Source organism: Microcoleus sp. LEGE 07076 (genome assembly GCF_015207455.1).
GTDB lineage: Bacteria > Cyanobacteriota > Cyanobacteriia > Cyanobacteriales > Microcoleaceae > Microcoleus.
Genome location: NZ_JADEWV010000016.1, coordinates 34,262 through 51,005 on the forward strand (window position 1 = coordinate 34,262; position 16,744 = coordinate 51,005).

General features: G+C 45.9%; 24 protein-coding genes. 8 read left to right on the top strand and 16 right to left on the bottom strand.

The window, feature by feature from the left end; translation table 11 throughout:
- Positions 1 to 144 precede the first annotated feature (144 nt).
- Genes IQ270_RS04540 through IQ270_RS04555 form a run of 4 tightly spaced genes read left to right on the top strand, consistent with a single transcriptional unit; the run spans position 145 to position 2,523 of the window.
- A complete protein-coding gene (locus IQ270_RS04540) occupies positions 145 to 462 on the top strand; it encodes a 2Fe-2S iron-sulfur cluster-binding protein (RefSeq protein ID WP_193972064.1) in 318 nt (105 codons plus the stop codon).
- Between the two features lie 57 nt (positions 463 to 519).
- The gene (locus IQ270_RS04545) at positions 520 to 711 is read left to right on the top strand and encodes a hypothetical protein (RefSeq protein ID WP_193972086.1); all 192 of its coding nucleotides are present in this window, start codon (positions 520 to 522) and stop codon (positions 709 to 711) included.
- Positions 708 to 1,919, top strand: coding sequence for a DUF3326 domain-containing protein (locus IQ270_RS04550; RefSeq protein ID WP_193972065.1), 1,212 nt, complete (start codon positions 708 to 710; stop codon positions 1,917 to 1,919). Before IQ270_RS04545 ends, IQ270_RS04550 begins: the two co-directional genes overlap by 4 nt.
- A gap of 10 nt (positions 1,920 to 1,929) precedes the next feature.
- Positions 1,930 to 2,523: a CPBP family intramembrane glutamic endopeptidase gene (locus IQ270_RS04555; protein WP_193972066.1), complete on the top strand. Its 594-nt coding sequence runs from the start codon at positions 1,930 to 1,932 to the stop codon at positions 2,521 to 2,523.
- Positions 2,524 to 2,664: 141 nt separating this feature from the next.
- On the opposite strand, the gene IQ270_RS04560 is transcribed toward IQ270_RS04555, so the two are convergent.
- From IQ270_RS04560 to radA, 10 genes are all read right to left on the bottom strand, one after another.
- Positions 2,665 to 3,435 (bottom strand): GNAT family N-acetyltransferase, encoded by a 771-nt coding sequence (locus IQ270_RS04560; protein WP_193972067.1) that lies wholly within the window; start codon positions 3,433 to 3,435, stop codon positions 2,665 to 2,667.
- Positions 3,436 to 3,464: 29 nt separating this feature from the next.
- Entirely contained in the window at positions 3,465 to 3,869 is a 405-nt protein-coding gene (locus IQ270_RS04565; RefSeq protein ID WP_193972068.1) for a TIGR02588 family protein, read from the bottom strand.
- Positions 3,866 to 4,720, bottom strand: coding sequence for a TIGR02587 family membrane protein (locus IQ270_RS04570; protein ID WP_193972069.1), 855 nt, complete (start codon positions 4,718 to 4,720; stop codon positions 3,866 to 3,868). Before IQ270_RS04570 ends, IQ270_RS04565 begins: the two co-directional genes overlap by 4 nt.
- 35 nt (positions 4,721 to 4,755) lie before the next feature.
- Positions 4,756 to 5,055 (bottom strand): type II toxin-antitoxin system PemK/MazF family toxin, encoded by a 300-nt coding sequence (locus IQ270_RS04575; protein WP_339384291.1) that lies wholly within the window; start codon positions 5,053 to 5,055, stop codon positions 4,756 to 4,758.
- A 33-nt stretch (positions 5,056 to 5,088) separates the two neighbouring features.
- Positions 5,089 to 5,322, bottom strand: a complete 234-nt coding sequence (locus IQ270_RS04580) for a hypothetical protein (RefSeq protein WP_193972070.1) — start codon at positions 5,320 to 5,322, stop codon at positions 5,089 to 5,091.
- A gap of 83 nt (positions 5,323 to 5,405) precedes the next feature.
- The gene (locus IQ270_RS04585; RefSeq protein ID WP_193972071.1) at positions 5,406 to 6,359 is read right to left on the bottom strand and encodes a WD40 repeat domain-containing protein; all 954 of its coding nucleotides are present in this window, start codon (positions 6,357 to 6,359) and stop codon (positions 5,406 to 5,408) included.
- A 60-nt stretch (positions 6,360 to 6,419) separates the two neighbouring features.
- Complete coding sequence (locus tag IQ270_RS04590; RefSeq protein WP_193972072.1) at positions 6,420 to 6,659, bottom strand: DUF2283 domain-containing protein; 240 nt, start codon at positions 6,657 to 6,659, stop codon at positions 6,420 to 6,422.
- Between the two features lie 306 nt (positions 6,660 to 6,965).
- Positions 6,966 to 7,352 carry a type II toxin-antitoxin system VapC family toxin gene (locus tag IQ270_RS04595; RefSeq protein ID WP_193972073.1) on the bottom strand — a complete coding sequence of 129 codons (387 nt, stop codon included), beginning with the start codon at positions 7,350 to 7,352 and terminating at the stop codon, positions 6,966 to 6,968.
- The gene (locus IQ270_RS04600) at positions 7,349 to 7,585 is read right to left on the bottom strand and encodes a type II toxin-antitoxin system Phd/YefM family antitoxin (protein WP_193972074.1); all 237 of its coding nucleotides are present in this window, start codon (positions 7,583 to 7,585) and stop codon (positions 7,349 to 7,351) included. The genes IQ270_RS04595 and IQ270_RS04600 overlap by 4 nt, the downstream gene beginning before the upstream one ends.
- Positions 7,586 to 7,630: 45 nt before the next feature.
- Positions 7,631 to 9,166, bottom strand: coding sequence for a DNA repair protein RadA (gene radA / locus IQ270_RS04605; RefSeq protein ID WP_193972075.1), 1,536 nt, complete (start codon positions 9,164 to 9,166; stop codon positions 7,631 to 7,633).
- Positions 9,167 to 9,330: 164 nt separating this feature from the next.
- On the opposite strand from radA, the gene rpaB reads away from it, so the two are divergent.
- The 3 genes from rpaB to IQ270_RS04620 all read left to right on the top strand — a co-directional run bounded on the left by rpaB (position 9,331) and on the right by IQ270_RS04620 (position 11,261).
- Positions 9,331 to 10,062, top strand: a complete 732-nt coding sequence (gene rpaB, locus IQ270_RS04610; protein WP_193972076.1) for a response regulator transcription factor RpaB — start codon at positions 9,331 to 9,333, stop codon at positions 10,060 to 10,062.
- A gap of 159 nt (positions 10,063 to 10,221) precedes the next feature.
- Positions 10,222 to 10,872, top strand: coding sequence for a cofactor assembly of complex C subunit B (locus tag IQ270_RS04615; RefSeq protein ID WP_193972077.1), 651 nt, complete (start codon positions 10,222 to 10,224; stop codon positions 10,870 to 10,872).
- A gap of 62 nt (positions 10,873 to 10,934) precedes the next feature.
- The gene (locus IQ270_RS04620; RefSeq protein WP_193972078.1) at positions 10,935 to 11,261 is read left to right on the top strand and encodes a hypothetical protein; all 327 of its coding nucleotides are present in this window, start codon (positions 10,935 to 10,937) and stop codon (positions 11,259 to 11,261) included.
- Positions 11,262 to 11,296: 35 nt separating this feature from the next.
- Here the strand turns inward: IQ270_RS04620 and IQ270_RS04625 are convergent, their stop codons facing one another.
- Entirely contained in the window at positions 11,297 to 11,842 is a 546-nt protein-coding gene (locus IQ270_RS04625) for a transposase (RefSeq protein ID WP_228056075.1), read from the bottom strand.
- Complete coding sequence (locus tag IQ270_RS32215; RefSeq protein ID WP_193972079.1) at positions 11,842 to 12,150, bottom strand: transposase; 309 nt, start codon at positions 12,148 to 12,150, stop codon at positions 11,842 to 11,844. Before IQ270_RS32215 ends, IQ270_RS04625 begins: the two co-directional genes overlap by 1 nt.
- Positions 12,151 to 12,209: 59 nt before the next feature.
- Between IQ270_RS32215 and IQ270_RS04635 the strand changes: the two genes are divergently transcribed.
- Positions 12,210 to 12,587: a type II toxin-antitoxin system VapC family toxin gene (locus tag IQ270_RS04635; RefSeq protein ID WP_193972080.1), complete on the top strand. Its 378-nt coding sequence runs from the start codon at positions 12,210 to 12,212 to the stop codon at positions 12,585 to 12,587.
- A 90-nt stretch (positions 12,588 to 12,677) separates the two neighbouring features.
- Here the strand turns inward: IQ270_RS04635 and IQ270_RS04640 are convergent, their stop codons facing one another.
- From IQ270_RS04640 to rfbB, 4 genes are all read right to left on the bottom strand, one after another.
- A complete protein-coding gene (locus tag IQ270_RS04640; protein ID WP_193972081.1) occupies positions 12,678 to 13,355 on the bottom strand; it encodes an HpsJ family protein in 678 nt (225 codons plus the stop codon).
- Positions 13,356 to 13,638: 283 nt separating this feature from the next.
- Positions 13,639 to 14,307, bottom strand: a complete 669-nt coding sequence (locus IQ270_RS04645; RefSeq protein WP_193972082.1) for a cyanoexosortase A system-associated protein — start codon at positions 14,305 to 14,307, stop codon at positions 13,639 to 13,641.
- The gene (gene crtA, locus IQ270_RS04650) at positions 14,307 to 15,158 is read right to left on the bottom strand and encodes a cyanoexosortase A (protein ID WP_193972083.1); all 852 of its coding nucleotides are present in this window, start codon (positions 15,156 to 15,158) and stop codon (positions 14,307 to 14,309) included. Before crtA ends, IQ270_RS04645 begins: the two co-directional genes overlap by 1 nt.
- 226 nt (positions 15,159 to 15,384) lie before the next feature.
- Positions 15,385 to 16,494, bottom strand: a complete 1,110-nt coding sequence (gene rfbB, locus IQ270_RS04655) for a dTDP-glucose 4,6-dehydratase (protein WP_193972084.1) — start codon at positions 16,492 to 16,494, stop codon at positions 15,385 to 15,387.
- Positions 16,495 to 16,744 lie beyond the last annotated feature (250 nt).

Sequence of the window (16,744 nt, forward strand, 5' to 3'; positions counted from 1 at the left end):
TGCTAGTTAAGTTAATGAAAGTTATTGGCAATAAACAGTGTAGTTTTAAATTTGCACAAAGTCGCCGACAGCGGTAATATATTTATTGCTTTGTTTGCAAATTTAGCGTAAATTCCGATCGCCATTAAAACCAATAATCAAAATATGTCCAAGACTTACACCGTTGAATTACTTCACCAAGGCAATACCTACACCGTAGAAGTTCCCGAAGACAAACAAATTCTGCGCGCCGCTAACGCCGCCGGCATTGAGTTGCCAAGTTCTTGCAATGCAGGGGTTTGTACCACCTGCGCTGCTAAAGTTATTGAAGGCAAAGTCGAACAAACTGATTGCATGGGTGTTAGTCCCGAGCTCCAAAAGGAAGGTTACGTGTTGCTGTGCGTTGCTTATCCGAGATCGAACTTGAAGATAGAAACCGAAAAAGAAGATATTGTCTACGCTCGCCAGTTCGGTAAATCCTAGAAATAAACTAAAATTGACCTAAGTATCGATCGCGGTAAAACCATTATGGATCGCCCAATGACCACCCATTTCATTTCCGCAGAAGTTGACCTCCACGATACCGCCGAAGAATTGCACTCGGCTATTGAAATTGAACTGCAAAAGCACGGGGAACCCCTGCGCTGGGCTGTTACAGACGTGGATGTCGATCGCCAAAAAGCTGTGGTAGAAGGCTACGTGCTCGTGGAAGCATCCCCCGCAGCAGCGTGAACCCCCCTCCTTTTACAACGGTTTTGATAGTCCCCACAGGCGTTGGAGCCTCGATTGGTGGCTTTGCAGGCGATGCGCTACCGGTGGCTAGGGCGATCGCCCAAATTTCAGATACCTTGATTACTCACCCCAACGTCCTCAACGGCGCTCAACTGTATTGGCCGATACCTAACGCTCTCTACGTCGAAGGTTACGCCCTTGACAAATTTGCTGCCGGGTGCTGGGGGTTGCAACCGGTACATCAAAATCGCATCGGCTTAATCCTAGATGCGGGCATCGAACCAGAGTTGCAGTTGCGCCACTTGCAAGCCGTTGATGCTTGTAGAGCTACATTGGGCTTGAACATAACTGATTGTGTTTTAACCGATCGCCCCCTGCAAGTAGAATTGCGTATTTCAGAATCAGGGGCATCCTGGGGGACGATCGGCAATCCCGACAGTTTATTGCGCGCGGCCGAAAAATTGATCCGACAAGCAAAAGTCGAGGCGATCGCCGTTGTGGCCAGATTTCCCGACGACGCAGACAGTCTCGCCCTCGCCAACTACCGCCGCGGCAAAGGAGTTGACCCCCTCGCTGGCGCGGAAGCTGTCATCAGCCACCTGATTGTCAGAACTTTTAAAATTCCCTGCGCCCACGCCCCGGCGCTGTCTGCGCTTCCCCTCGATCCGCAGCTTTCCCCGCGATCGGCTGCTGAAGAAATCGGGTATACTTTTTTACCTTGCGTGCTCGCAGGGCTCAGCAAAGCACCGCAGTTTGTCACCCCTGCTGTGGGACAGGCATCTTGCCTGTCCCAGGTATTGGGCGGGCAAGATGCCCACCCCACAACAAAGGGCGGGCAAGATGCCCACCCCACAACAGAGAAATTCTATGCAAACAGGCGAGATTTCCAGTCCCATAGCTTGTGGGCCGATCGAGTCGATGCGGTGGTCATACCCGCCACAGCCTGCGGAGGCAGTGCTATCCTGAGTTTGAGCGGGCGATCGTCGGTACAAATTATCGCTGTCGGCGACAACAAAACCCAGATGCAGGCTACTCCAGAAAAACTCGGAATCAAAGCTTTGCAGGTAAACTCATATTTAGAGGCGATCGGAGTCTTGGTCGCTTTACGAGCCGGCATCAGTCCAGCTTCCTTGGGTGCAGACATCTCGTCCCTGCGTTGTTTGGCTGACTCAACTAAACAAATCTCAAATCTAAAACCTCAAATCTAAAAGTGATTAAGTGGCAGAAAAAATTCCCGAAAATCCTGAAATTGAACCCTTGACGCGCACCCAAGTTTTAGTAGCAATGGGCGTGACGGCCATTATGTTGCTGGCGGTAGCTAAATTGTGGTTGCTATTTGGATCGGTATCGCTTTTGCCCGTCAAATTGATCGCAATGGATTTGCTCGCAGGATGCGCGATCGGACTGGCAATTACAACCGGCAGTGCGATCGTATATCGCCTCTGGCCCGGTTATCGCCGGAGTGCAGACGTTTACCTAGAAGTAGTCCTCAAACCGCTATTTTGGCCGGATTTAATTTGGCTGGGACTCCTACCGGGACTTAGCGAAGAATTGCTATTTCGAGGCGTGATGCTGTCTGCTTTGGGAATGAATTTTACTGGTTTAATTTTATCAAGTTCTTGCTTCGGCATTCTGCACTTGGGAGGCACGGATCAATGGCCTTATGCTGTTTGGGCAACGGCTGTGGGATTGCTGTTGGGTTACAGTGTTTTAGCTACTGGAAATTTGTTGGTGCCAATTACGGCTCATATCTGTACAAATTTAATTTCTAGTTGTGTTTGGAAGTGGGAAAATAATCAAGTGAAGCAGTAGAAGAAGGAAGAAGGAAGAAGGAAAAATGCTTGTATAGCAAGTTTCATAAACTTGTTTGATCGTTCGGACTTTAGTCCTTATTCAATCAGTCAAGGACTAAAGTCCTTACTACGAACCTACTTCAATGGACTAAAGTCCTTACTACGAACCTACTTCAACGGACGATCGCCAAATGTGCAGAATTTCACCAACCGGGACAAAACCAGCACGGCTGTAGATGCGCGCTTCCTGATCATGTCCCGGTGTAATAAAAGCCACAGAAACGCCCGCCGCGAAAGCCTCACGCAGCAACCGCGCGGTGAGGGCTCCGGCGATACCCCGGCGGCGGAAAGGCGCGCGCACGCCAATCCCCGCAATCTCAGTTGTCATCTCCCCCGGCACCGTCAACTGTCCCGCCCCTGCGGGTTCCCCCGTTACCGCATCGCGCGCCAAAATAGCAATCGAACCCATTGTCAAACTCTCGCGCAGGCGATCGACATCCTCAAAGCTTGGGGGAAAAGCGCCGTAAGCCTCGTTTTGGACAGTGACGGTATCCCGGATCTCGCTGTCAGAAGTTGGTACGATCAGCTCGATATTCTCCGGGATGGGGAGGGCTTTTTCAGCGCCAGGAGTGCATACCATGAGGGGGAAACGGCCTTCAACAGTGAAGCCAGCGGCGGTTAATGCCGGCTCTACTAGCGGTGCTAACCTCTCGACGTACTCCAGCCTAGGCGAGAGCCCGCGCCCTTCATAGGCCGAAATTAGGGCGGCTGCATCGGCGGGCGAAGGCGCGGCGCTGTTGTCGGGAATGGCGTAGTTGAGAAAGGGATTATCGCTGCTGCGGCTGAAGGTGGCGAGGAATGGGCCGATGTGGGCGGTATCGCGCTGGCTGCTGGCGGCAAACCGCAGATATGATTGAATGTGAGAGTCCATATTCAAAAAACTTGGTGAAAAAAACTTGGTTAAGGTAGTTTGTAGCTGCTCGATCGCACGATCAATTCACCTTGACTGGGGTTGCGACTGAATATAAAAGCTCCTGCTTGAGTTTCGCCACTTGACAAAAAGTCAATTTGTTGGTCGCCGGATTCCAACACTTCGCCGTTGACTCGCAGTTCGGCAATAATTTGCACAGATTCAGCCGTTTCGCCGCCCGTGTTAGTAACTGTAAACGGCACGTAAAACTGCCCTTGAGTTTCGCGAATTGGCGCGTTCCGAGCCACAGAAATTGCCGGAGGTTCCTGCTTTTTAGTCACCCAGTTGTAAAGTACAAGTCCGGTGAGAGTAGAAAGGATGAAGCAGGCGATCGCAAATGTCACCCATTCAGCAGGAGTTCTTTTTTCTTGCTGTTCGTTATCTTTTTCACTCATACCGCTAACCTCCCCGCCGCACCGCCAATTGTCGCCGGCAATCCCAATACTAACGTATAGCTCAACCAAATCGACCACGGGTCGTCAAAACTGAGTTTTTGGAAGAAAAACAGCATAAATGCAGAAGCCGCCAGCGACACTAAATACGCCATCACAGTTTCGCTGAGGGGACGCTGAAAAATCCCTTGCTGCTGCTGCCGTTTTGCTTGATAAGTAAAGCCTGCTACAAACACAATACCGTAGGAAATTAGCAGCGAAGCGGCAATAATTGCTAATTGCCAAGGCGGCGAAATAGCTGCGGCTAACATGGGAACTTCATCTGTCGGGGCGATGTTGAAAGCAATTATCATCGCGCCGATTAAAGTAGCGCCGATATCTGCTACAGTTGGATTAATTGTAGCTTCGCTGTCGCTGTCTGAACTTTGATAGCGATCGCCGCTCAAGAAACCGCTTGCTAGTGCTACTCCCAAAGCAAACGGCAACCCTTCAAAGATGATTTTCCCCAAAGCTTCTTGCAGCGGAGTCTCCAGCCTAATTTCCCTGAGCAAAAACAGAACAAAAGTCGCACCGACAATGCCGATCGCGATCGCTTCTACAGTATCCATTGCAGCATCTAGCCAGCCAATGTCTTTTGTTTTGCGAAAACCTTCAGTGCGAACCAGCAAGAAAACGGCAATAAAAGTAGTTGCAATTGCGATCGAAATGTCGATCGGTTTACTGTGCGAACCAATCCACCAAACCTCCATCGTATACAGCAGCGGAATCCCAAACAAAAAGCCGCCCGACGCGCCTCGAATGATATCGTTGAGTTCATTTGACCACTGATTTTTATGTCTTTTGGATTTTTTCATGTTGGGGTGAAGAAGCTTGCGAGCTTGTATGTTCATCAAAGAAAAGACCAGATTTGTTTGACTCTATCTCGCACTTGCGCCAAATCATCTGGGGTTAATATTCCCAGTCTCCTTTCCACTAAACTTTTTTGTAATGTGTTCAGTTTATGTAAGCGAACCACTGAAGGTCGCTTTAATCCTGCTTGTTGCCATTCCTGAATTTCGACATCAAAGGTTGTACGAGGGATTTGACTGGTTATTTTAGCAACGATCGTGTCTTCATCTCCCGTGTCCAACAGTATCAAACCAGGACGGCGTTTAGTTTCGGTTGTACCTGCAAAGATGAATGCGACTATAACTAATTCTCCAAACTAATAATTAGTCATAGCTCACTCCTCATCGTAAATTGCGTCTGCTTCGCTGAAATCGGCAAAGAATTGTTGGGCGGCAAGACGATGCCAATCTTTTTTTTCCTCTACTTCATCGGCTTCGGAGTTTGTTGGTTCTTGCACCAAAACAATAACTCTGACTTCTTGGTTAGCTGTCAAGTATTTTAAGATAGTATCGGGAAATTCTATTTTCCCTTCATCTGTTACTTTTGCGGGAAACTCGTATGCTTTCATAATTTTTAGGTCAATTTTTTTACAACATTATTCAGTTTGTGATTTACTTTCTAATTCCTTGAGTTATAAAAAAACTCGCACGATTATAAATCTCTTTGCCAAATCTTGATAGTTTTGTTATCACTTCCACTAACCAGAGTCTGCCCATCCGGGCTAAAAGCCACAGAGTAAACTCCCCATGAATGCCCCAAGAGACTGCAAATTTTATCTCTGGTATCGAGATTCCAAAGTTCGATAATACCAGGTTCCGTACTATTCTCTTCGCTGCCAGAATCCCACCCGCCACTTGCTAAAATTTTCCCATCAGGGCTAAAAGCTAAGCAGAAGTCCCCCATTGAATTTTCCGCAAGAGTATAGATTTCTATTCCCGTGTAGAGATTCCACAGCTTAATAGTTCCCACACAGTGCAAAGTCGCAAAAGTTTCTCCATCGGGGCTAACAGCGATCGCATAAACAGAGTCCATACCCTCCTGCCAATGCTTTGTCCAGATTTCATCTCCAGTGGTTAAATTAAAAGCTACTGCACTTAGAGAAACATAATCATCTGCACTGCTACTAAGTAGAATCTTTCCGTCAGGGCTGAATAAAATAGCCAAACTATAAAATACTTCTACTGGCCACTTTAAAGTCCGAATTTCTTCTCCATTTCTAAGGTTCCAAAGTTTGATAGTTGTGTCTTCACTGGCACTTGCCAGAGTCTTCCCGTCGGGGCTGATAACTACAGAAGTAATTATGTCTGAATGTCCGGTGATGCTGTAAATTTCCTCTTTAGTGCTGAGATTCCAAAGCTTGATAGTTTTGTCCTTACTGCCGCTAGCAAGAGTTTGGCCATCAGGGGCGAGGGCAATGGATGTAACCCCTTGTGAATGTCCTGATAAAGTGTGAAGTTCTTGCCCTGTGTTGAGGTTCCACAGCTTAATTGTGCTATCAGAACTTCCGTTAACTACAGTCTGTCCGTCGGGAGTGATGACAACAGAAGTTACCGAACATGAATGCCCGTGAAGGGTGTGTACGCATTGCCAGTTAGTTTGAATCATTTGATGTTACTCCTAGCATTCATCCAGCAACCACATTTTTACTGATTGTTTTCAATTCCATTAAAGTGCAAGCTGAATTTCGGAATATTCTCCTAAAGCTTCGTTGACAACAATCAGTTTTCCTTGACTATCCGCCCTTAATTGTTGATTGGCATTGAGTAATTCAATTCCATAAATAGTACCATCTGGGGCAATATCTACATTCATTTGCTCGCTAACCTGGATAGTTTCTACCTGTGGAGTTTTTTCTTGCAGGTATATATAAGCTACGTTGTATCTCGGATCGTAAGTCAGTTTCACGGGAACCTCCTGCTCAAAATAATTTGACAATTACAGTGATAATTATCCAGTCTTCGCCTTCTGACGCTGCGATCCTGCACTTTCTTCATAGCATAAACTTTTCCCTGCCACTCAGCATTGAAGGAAAAGTTGCGCCTAAATCCGGTTCTACCAAATTGAGCCGGAAAAGTTGTACCACTTTCTACAGTAGCAATTACTTCTGCCTCAGTTGCACCTCACTCAATCGTGCTTGAGCATGGGGATGTAATCTAACGCTCACGTTGCTATTACCTCCTTTTTGCCTCTTTATTTTTATACTAACTTAATTCACCACAGCCGCGCGATCGCATAAGCATCAAAAATAGCATCAACGCTCAAAACAGGTATCTGTTCCGCCATAGATTGGGCAATTATCAGCCTGTCAAATGGATCGCGGTGATGCAAAGGCAGTGAAGCCACAACCTCAATGTGGTTGATATTAATCTCCAGTAGCCCGATATTGCTAACACTGAGTTGCTGTCTGACAAACTCCATAAAAGGCAGACTAAAGTTTAGCCTGCCTATGCTGTGCTTAATTGCCATTTCCCAGATGCTAGCTATACTGACTAGCTTCTCGTTATTTTCATCTTCAATTAGCAGTTTGACATTGGCGCTAAGTCTAGGGTTGTCCGTGACATACCAAATAAAAGTATGAGTGTCCAACAACAACCTCATTCCATGTACTCCTTAAATTCTTCTAGCGGTTCGTCAAAATCATCAGACATCCAAACCATGCCTTTAGCACTCCCAGCTTTGGATGGCCACCGCTTCTTATTAGCTGGCGGTATCCCTACCAATTTTACAACAGGCTGGTTATCTTTACTAATGGCAACTTCTTCACCTCTCATCGCCGCTTCAATTAATTCAAGCAGTTTTTCTTTTGCCTCAATAATGTCTACTTGATACATAATTTTTGCCTCCTTAATCTCAATTGACAACATCACTATTCTAACTCAATTCGATAAATCCTCTTCCTCCAAATCATCTGACTGCAACTGAGCCGGAGTCGCCGGAATTGCCGCAATAATTGCATCGATTACTTTCGCTACCGGCACAATCTGCATCCCCAAATCTGGAACAGGTTGATTATTAGGAACGATCGCCCTTTTGAACCCCAATTTCGCCGCCTCCCTCAGCCGCAACTCTAATTGCGAAACCGGCCGCACTTGTCCCCCCAAACCAACTTCCCCCAGCAAAACAGTGCGCGCATCAACCACCCGATCGCGAAAACTAGCTACAACGGCGATCGCAACTGCCAAATCCGCCGCCGGTTCCTCCACCTTCAACCCGCCCACCGACGCCACAATCGTATCCAACTTAGACAAAGGAATCCCCACCCTTTTCTCCAAAACAGCTAAAATTTGCTGCAATCTACTATTATCAACACCAGTAGTAGAGCGGCGCGGCGAACCAAAACTCGCAGGACTAACTAACGCCTGAATTTCCACTAAAATTGGTCGAGTTCCTTCGCAAGCAACCGTCGTAGAAGTACCGGGAGAAAATTCATCTTTGTTGCCTAAAAACAACTCCGACGGATTGTCTACTTCTCGCAAACCCTGTGCTACCATTTCAAAAACGCCAATTTCGTGAGTAGCGCCAAAACGGTTTTTCATCGATCGCAAAAGTCGGTGAGAAGCAAAGCGATCGCCCTCAAAATAAAGTACAGTATCTACCAAATGTTCCAAAACCCTCGGCCCCGCCAAACCTCCATCCTTAGTAACGTGACCCACAATAAATAAAGTAATATTTTCCCTTTTCGCCACCTGCATCAAAGCCGAAGTACATTCCCGCACCTGAGCCACCGAACCCGGAGCCGATGTTAAACTAGCAAAATAAATAGTTTGAATGCTGTCAATCACCGCCACATTCGGTTTCAGCGATTCCAATTCCCGCAAAACTACTTCTAAATCCGTCTCGGGAAGCAAGTAGAAATTCTCGGCTGAGTTGTCTTCCAAATCGGCTTTAGCATCACCGTTAGTCGCAGATTTATGTCCGCCATTGCTTGACAAATCAACCGGATTAGCCACGCCCAAACGCTGCGATCGCAACTTCACCTGTTGGCCAGACTCCTCCGCACTCACGTACAGTATCCGATCCTTGCGCGCCAACATATTCGCCACCTGTAAAAGCAGCGTCGATTTCCCGATACCCGGTTCCCCGCCAATCAACACCAGCGAGCCCGGAACAATCCCGCCTCCCAAAACTCGATCGAGCTCCCCGTAACCCGAAGGCCAGCGAGACTGAGTTTGGTCAGCAATCTGCGATAATCTAAAAGATACCCTCGGTTGACCCTTCGACTTATCAGGAGGCGAACCGCCCGCTGTCTTAGTTGTCACCCCGGTCAAACTGGCCCGCGGCCCACCAGCAGTAGGTTGTTCTAACTGCTCGTCAAAAGAATCCCACTTGTGACAGCTAGGACACCTGCCAAAATATTGTGGTGAATCATAGCCGCATTCCCGACAAATATATTGTATTCGAGGCTTAGGCATTGTTTATGATGATAAATAGTCACCCTAACATTTAGAAAAATCTGAGTTAAAGCAATTATAAAGCTTTCAGATCGATCGCCACCAATGATTCAATCTGTAGCTTCTATGATAGGGTACAAAAAATTAACATTATCTGAAATGTAACTTAAGGAGTGCTCGGTAAATTGGAAAACCATAAAGAAAAAATTCTGGTAGTCGATGACGAAGCCAGTATCCGGCGCATTCTGGAGACTCGCCTTTCCATGATTGGCTACGATGTCGTCACCGCTGCTGACGGCGAAGAAGCTCTCGAAACTTTTCGCAACAGCGAACCAGACTTGGTGGTTTTGGACGTAATGATGCCAAAGCTCGACGGTTACGGCGTTTGTCAGGAGTTACGCAAGGAATCCGACGTACCTATAATTATGCTAACTGCTTTGGGAGATGTTGCCGATCGCATCACCGGTTTAGAATTAGGAGCCGACGATTACGTCGTCAAACCTTTCTCTCCCAAAGAACTAGAAGCCCGCATCCGTTCCGTACTGCGCCGGGTTGACAAAAACGGCGCTTCCGGGATTCCCAGTTCAGGAGTCATTCAAGTCACTAATATTAGGATTGACACCAACAAGCGCCAAGTTTACAAAGGCGACGAACGAATCCGGCTCACGGGCATGGAATTTAGCTTGTTAGAGCTGCTTGTCAGCCGTTCTGGAGAACCTTTTTCGCGATCGGAAATTTTGCAAGAAGTTTGGGGATACACGCCAGAACGCCACGTAGACACCCGCGTAGTGGACGTTCACATCTCCCGGCTCAGAGCAAAGTTGGAAGACGACCCCAGCAATCCAGAATTAATTTTAACGGCGCGGGGAACCGGTTATTTGTTCCAACGAATTGTTGAACCTGGGGAAGTTGGGTAAAGTTACTTAGCAGTTGACAGGAAAGCGGTTGACCCGAAAGCAGTTGGCGGTTGGCAGTTGACCCGAAAGCAGTAGTTATTAGTTAACAGTCAACAGTCAACAGTCAACAATAACAAATAACAAATAACAAATAACAAATAACAAATGACAAAATAACAAATGACTAAATCCGATCCAAATAAAGTTTTGCGGCAATTGCCTTTAGTTGCAGGAGGGTTAGCAGGTACGCTGCTGATGGTTAACCGCTTGCTGACAGAGCAAATTACAGACTCTCAAGCTCGATCGGATGCTTTGGGAGTAATTATCAGCGCCCTGCTGATTTTAACAGGTTTGCTGTGGCAGCAGGTGCAAGCGCGATCGCCCGATTCCGTACAGCTTACCGGCTCAGAAGGCTTTGAGTTTGCGCCGGATTTGCCGGATGCAGTGAAAATAGAATTAGCTTGGGCGTCGCGCTTGCTGTTGACAAATACCGCCACAAGGTCGATCGTCATTGTGTATCGAGGAAAAGTTTTATTGCGGCGCGGCATTTTAGGCAATAATCCAGAAGTCAAACCAGGGCCGATATTGCAGCGAGCGATCGACAAACACAAACCAATTTATTTAGTAAAGCTCGATATTTATCCAGGCAAAATCGAATTTGACTACTTGCCCGAAAATACCCAAGGAGTCATCTGTCAGCCGATCGGAACCCAAGGCGTTTTAATCTTAGGTGCCAACGCGCCCCGCAGCTATACAAAACAAGACGAAAACTGGATTGAAGGGATTGCTGAAAAACTCGAAAATACGATCGCTCAGCACCTAAATTCTTAACTTTGTAGGGGCGCATCGTGCACCTTCCCATAACATTAAACCAAGCTACTATAACAACTAATTTGCTCCTCAATCTGCAGCGTTTACCCAACAGCTTACCGAGCGAGGGTTCTATCCGTATTGAGCTAGTAAAAGGACTCCTAGTATTTCGCATTTCCACCAAAATACAGGAGCGAATAGAAACCTTAACCGCTCAAAAAACAGAATCAGCTCTCACTTCTGAACAAGAAACAGAACTAAATCAATATCAAGAATTGGTTGATTATCTCAATTTGGTTAACGAAACTATAAAAAAATGTTTTTTGTATCCTCTACACGGTACTGTCAAGCGCTATGATGAGCCCTTTGAACCTGCTGCACCCTCAGAAGATTGGGAAGTGCTGCAATGATTGTACTGGATACTCATATAGAACCCATTTGACATCTAAGAAGAGGGTGCAAGCCTTCTAATCATCAGCCTAATAAAACAAAGGTTGATCTTGGCAATCGCCGCTGCCAAACTTCTCTCAAAGTTCTTCACCAAAATTTTACATCTTTCCATCCAAGCATTTGACCGTTCAATGACCCACCTTGCCTTAACCGGGACAAATCCTGATTTGCCTTGAGCTTTTTTTTCGGCCTTTGATGGTTTTTCTGAAAGTTCAAACTTGATTTTTGTCATAATCTCTGGATAAATTTTTTCTAACTCTTTTGTGAGATGTTCGGGATGATAGCCATTGTCTAGTAGTATCGTAATTTGGGGAATATTTAGAGGTTTAGACTTAAAATAATCTATATTTAGAGTCAACATTTCAATCAAGCCAGCATCATCTGATACACTAGCTTTAGTTCCGTGTGTAAAGAACGGAAACCCAAGCGTATCAACCGCTAGGTGTCTTTTAATACCATTTGTAGATTTGTAGAAACAAAACCCTTTCGACTCAATACTAGCGTTACAGGTATTTTTTACGGCTTGTGAGTCTATCATCATTAATGTAGTCCATTTGGCTTTTTTTTTACCTGCTCACGCACTTGTTCATGTAGCACTCTCATCAGCTCTTTGATCACTCCATGTGTTCGCCACTGTTTGTAATGCCAATACACAGTGGAATAGGGCGGCAAGTCTTTGGGTAGGTCTTGCCAATTGCAGCCATTCTTTAGTTGATAGAAAATTCCATCTAAGATTTCTCTTTTTGTCCAGTTACAAGGTCTAGTTAACTTCTTCCTGGGCAATATGTCATGTAGTATGGGTTCAATTATTTCCCATTCTGAATCCGTTAGACTGCTACAATAAGGCATGGCTGCTGCTGGATAATGCTTTTGCGGTCACGTTATCACAACAACGTAAAAGATGTCAAATGGGTTCTATATGGGTGTGGTGGGTTGACAAAAATGCGCGACTGACTCAAAAACACCAGGACAGGATACAACAATATCAGTCTCAAGGTTTAGGAGTTAGCATAATTTCTTGTTGGGAAGTCGCTAAATTGGTAGAGCTGGGAAGACTAACTCTGTCCCTAGCAGTTGATGAGTGGTTAGCAGCAGCTTTAGCTTATCCGGGAGTGCAGCAACTCGAACTCACAATTCCTATTATTATTCAGTCAACCAAACTCACGGGTTTTCACCCCGATCCTGCTGACCAACTTATTGTAGCAACAGCGAAAATACATCGGTGTCCGGTGCTGACGGCTGACGCGAAAATTTTGGCATATCCTGAAGTGCAGACTCTTAAATAATAGAGGTTGCAATGTGTGGATTCTGTTGCATTTATAAGTTCGTAAGGTGCGCGTCGGCGCACCTTATATCTAACTCAAAACTCAAAACTACTACCGAGCCCAGTCAGTACCCCGCCAGATTGTAAAAAACAAAACACTAGAAATCAGCGCGCCCAGCAGCCACTTCACAGCATTTTTAAATAACCCCGTGCGCTGATTTGACTGAACCGCAGCGCTTTGCGTCTGCAACCGTTCCTTAGCCGGAGTAATTCTCGAAAGAATTTGGTTTTTCAATTCCTGCGGGTTTTGCGTATCTGCTTGTACCCCCAAACGGGTAAGTTCCCCCGCCAAATTCCTTAAATCTTCAGGACTACCCTTATTCAGCCGTTCTTCCACTTGCTGCAACTGAGCTAATTGTTGGTTTGCTTGAGTAGTAATTTGCTTGTTGTTTTGATTGTTGACGTAGATAGTGCCAAAAATTCCCAAAGGCAGCATCAACAGAAAAATCAGCGCCAGCAGCAGACAAACCCAAGACAAAACCTTCAAAAAAACGTCTTCCAAACCTGTGCGATCGTATCCTTCTCCAAAAAATATCAGCGCCATTGCCAACAGAGGAACTGGCACTCGTTCCACTACAGCCCCAATCGTCTGCAATTCCCAGACGCGGTTGCCAAAATTTGCTGGTATCAAAACTGCGATCGTATCTAATAACGACAGAATTAATAAACCGTAGCCAATCCAGCGCAGTCTGTAGATAGAAAAACCTTGTTCGCCTTGTACGTCATTCATAAAGTCACAATTGTTGTTAAGAAAAATCTCTCTTTACCCCGCCCTAAAACGGATAAGCTGTGGCGGCATATAAATTATATGTCAAGAAACTATAAAAGTCTTGTGGGGTGGGCACGCGAGCATCACCCTGAACATACAATGTTTATTTGTGCGACAGCTTACAACCCCCCGATACTTGTCCTGGAGATTCAAAAATTTGAGACTGAGACTTCAACCTTCCAAATTCATCTCTGGAGTAAATCTCAAATCTTAAATGCCCCAATCTCAAATCGACTGATTCCCCTCAAGGTTCGGGAAATCGTGGCTGCCACCACTTATACCAAGAAACCCAAGCATTCTCTAGAATTTTTTGGGCATCTTCTGCAGTTGTTTTATCCAAAGGCACAGACATCTGAGTCCACAAACATCGCCTGTCTTGAATATTTCCCCTACCCAACAGCCAAAACAGAATGCGGTTCGGCTGCCAATCGCGAGTATTTCGATTGTATCTAAACTGTTCGGAAGTGACTGTAGCACCGCCGCGAGGATTGATACAGGAACTCAAATACAGTCGATTTTGCTGTTGCAAAATTCCGTGAAACCCCGCTGTTTGAGTGCTTGCTAATGCTAGTCTACCAGGAGACGACTTGAGAATAGTATGTCCCTTCATCATACCTTCCACATCCCCAATGGTATTTACCGCATAGCGCATCTCTATTTCTAGAGGAATTCTATTTTTTTGATATTGATATTTCCTGGCCGCTTTGATTTCTGAAGTATCAATAATTTCTAGCGGCGCGCTCTTGATTAGTTTCCAATCTGCTAGAGGTACCGACTCGGACAACTCAAACTGAGTTGCAGAATAATTGCTAGTCGCTGGATAAAAAAACACTTTTCCTGCGACTAACAACACCCCTGCAAAAGTAACAGCCAAGAGTGAATTCCTAACTGGTTTCCAATAGGTAATAGCCATTAGCAATTTTGTTTTTTCTTATTTTGCGGTTCCGATTGCAAGATTGCAAACCAGCAGAAAAGGCCGAAAATCAATACAGCAATCATCGAAAAGACTACAGAACCATTGCCTTCGTGCCAGTATTTAAATGCTTCTGGTTGAGATAGGGATACCAGCACTGCCATGAGAGCAACTCGCGCTGCATTCACGACAAATGCAATAAGTATTGCCACGATTGGTACAACAATTTTCTGCCCCGCCGTTGTCGGAAACATCAGCAAGAAAACTAGGGCTAGTCCTAACAATTGTAGAATCGCATTCACGCCCGAACAGCCGTGATACACTTCGACGCTGCCTTTTTCTAGGATGAGAAAAACTCCTTTTCGCACAACTTCAAATCCTAGATAGTGCAGGAGGAAAGCGGAAAATTTTGCTGTGATTTGGGCTACGTCAACAAATACTCCTATCAACCCTGGAGGAATAGCTGTATAGCCAAGAATTAGAAGTTCCTGCCAATATTGTTTGAGTCCTTTTGTTCCCGAAGCCAGCAATGCTAGACTGATTCCTGACAAAAAAGGCGTTGCTCTGATAAAAAAGTCGTATCCCGATATTGACGAACTTTTGATCAATATTAAAGCAATTAAGGATGTCCCAAGGAAGCTGGCGAAAACTCCGCTTTCAAAAGTTAAGGATTCGTGTTTTTCCCAAATGAGCAATGCTACGACTCCCCAAAACAATAACATTGTACCGAACAGGTCACTGTCGTTTGTTCGGGAAGTCAGAGTAAGGTGTAGGGCGATCAAGCCGGAGGCTATGCCTAACACCCAGTATTTAGGTTCTTGGATGTGTTTGAGCCAGTTGATTTCGGTCATTGCTGCTTTTTTGTTGTTTACTAAAAGCTTCTAAAATGCTCGATCGGTAACTCTATAGAAATTATCGGCCACAAACACTTGAATTTATGCGTTTGGGATGACTGTTAACTAAATATTCACAAACATTGACAATAATCAATGTATATGATATTTGCTTCTACCTAATTAAATCAGAAGAATTTGTAGGGTAAGCAGCGGGCACCGGATGGGAATTGGCAATTACCAGTTACTGACGAGCGTAAACTTTTCGGTAGTAGGTTTGATATTCGTCGGAAAGCAGGGGCTCCCACCACTCGCGATGGGCTAAGTACCATTCTACGGTCTGCCTCAAACCTTCTTCGACTGTGACTGAGGGAGTCCAACCTAACTCTGTTTTAATTTTGCTGGCATCAATAGCGTAACGCCGATCGTGCCCGGCTCTGTCTTTGACAAATGAGATCAGTTGTTCGCAAGGACGTGCGGGCAAATCTTCGGCTAGTTCGTCCATTAGCTGGCAGAGCATTTTGACTAAATCGAGATTTTGTACCTCGTTGTTGCCGCCAACATTGTAGGTTTCTCCTGGTTGGCCGCGGTGGATAACGGCGTCTAATGCGCGGCAGTGGTCGAGGACGTAAAGCCAATCTCGGACGTTTTGACCGTCGCCGTATATTGGCAGGGGTTTGCCGAGTAGCATATTGATGCACATTAATGGAATCAGCTTTTCGGGGAAGTGATAGGGGCCGTAATTGTTTGAACAGTTGGTGATAATTGTGGGGACGCCGTAGGTGTGGAAATAGGCGCGGGCGAGGTGGTCGCTGCCGGCTTTGGAGGCTGAGTAGGGACTGTTGGGGGAGTAGGCGGTGGTTTCGGTAAATGCTGGGTCGTCGGGGCCGAGACTGCCGTAAACTTCGTCGGTGGAAACGTGGAGGAAGCGCATTTGTGATCTGAGGGAGGAGTTGTCTGTTGCTTCAAAGTGCTTGCGGAAGGCTTCGAGGAGTGTGAAGGTTCCGACGACGTTGGTTTGAACGAAGGCAGCAGGCCCGATAATTGACCTGTCAACGTGGGATTCGGCAGCAAAGTGGGCGACTGTGTTGATGTTTTCTTGTTTGAGCAAGCTATCGACTAGGGCTCGATCGCAAATATCTCCCTGCACAAACCGAAAATTTTCTCCTCCTTCTAAGGTTGCTAGGGTTTCTCTGTTGCCGGCGTAGGTTAAAGCGTCGAGTACGATGACTCGATCGCCCGGATAGCTGCTGCACCAGTGATGCACAAAATTCGAGCCGATAAATCCAGCTCCGCCCGTCACCAACAACCGATGAGGATCTCGCTCTATGCCTTGATTCCCGCTGTTTGTCATAAAAATAAGAGTTTTTCCAATAACTTAAGTCTTTTCAAAAGTAGCCTTAAATGTAGTTTGTCATCAAGTGTTGGTCGCTCTGCGATTAAATTTTCTATTGTCTGGCTTCAGATTTTCTGATTTGGGCGCGCTGAAATATGGACTCAACAGACTTAAATTTCTATCTATATTTTGAGCGCAACGCTTACATAACAAGGCTTTGATTTTTTAATTCCCGAAATTTAAAATTTTAGTTGCGATCGGGCGATGG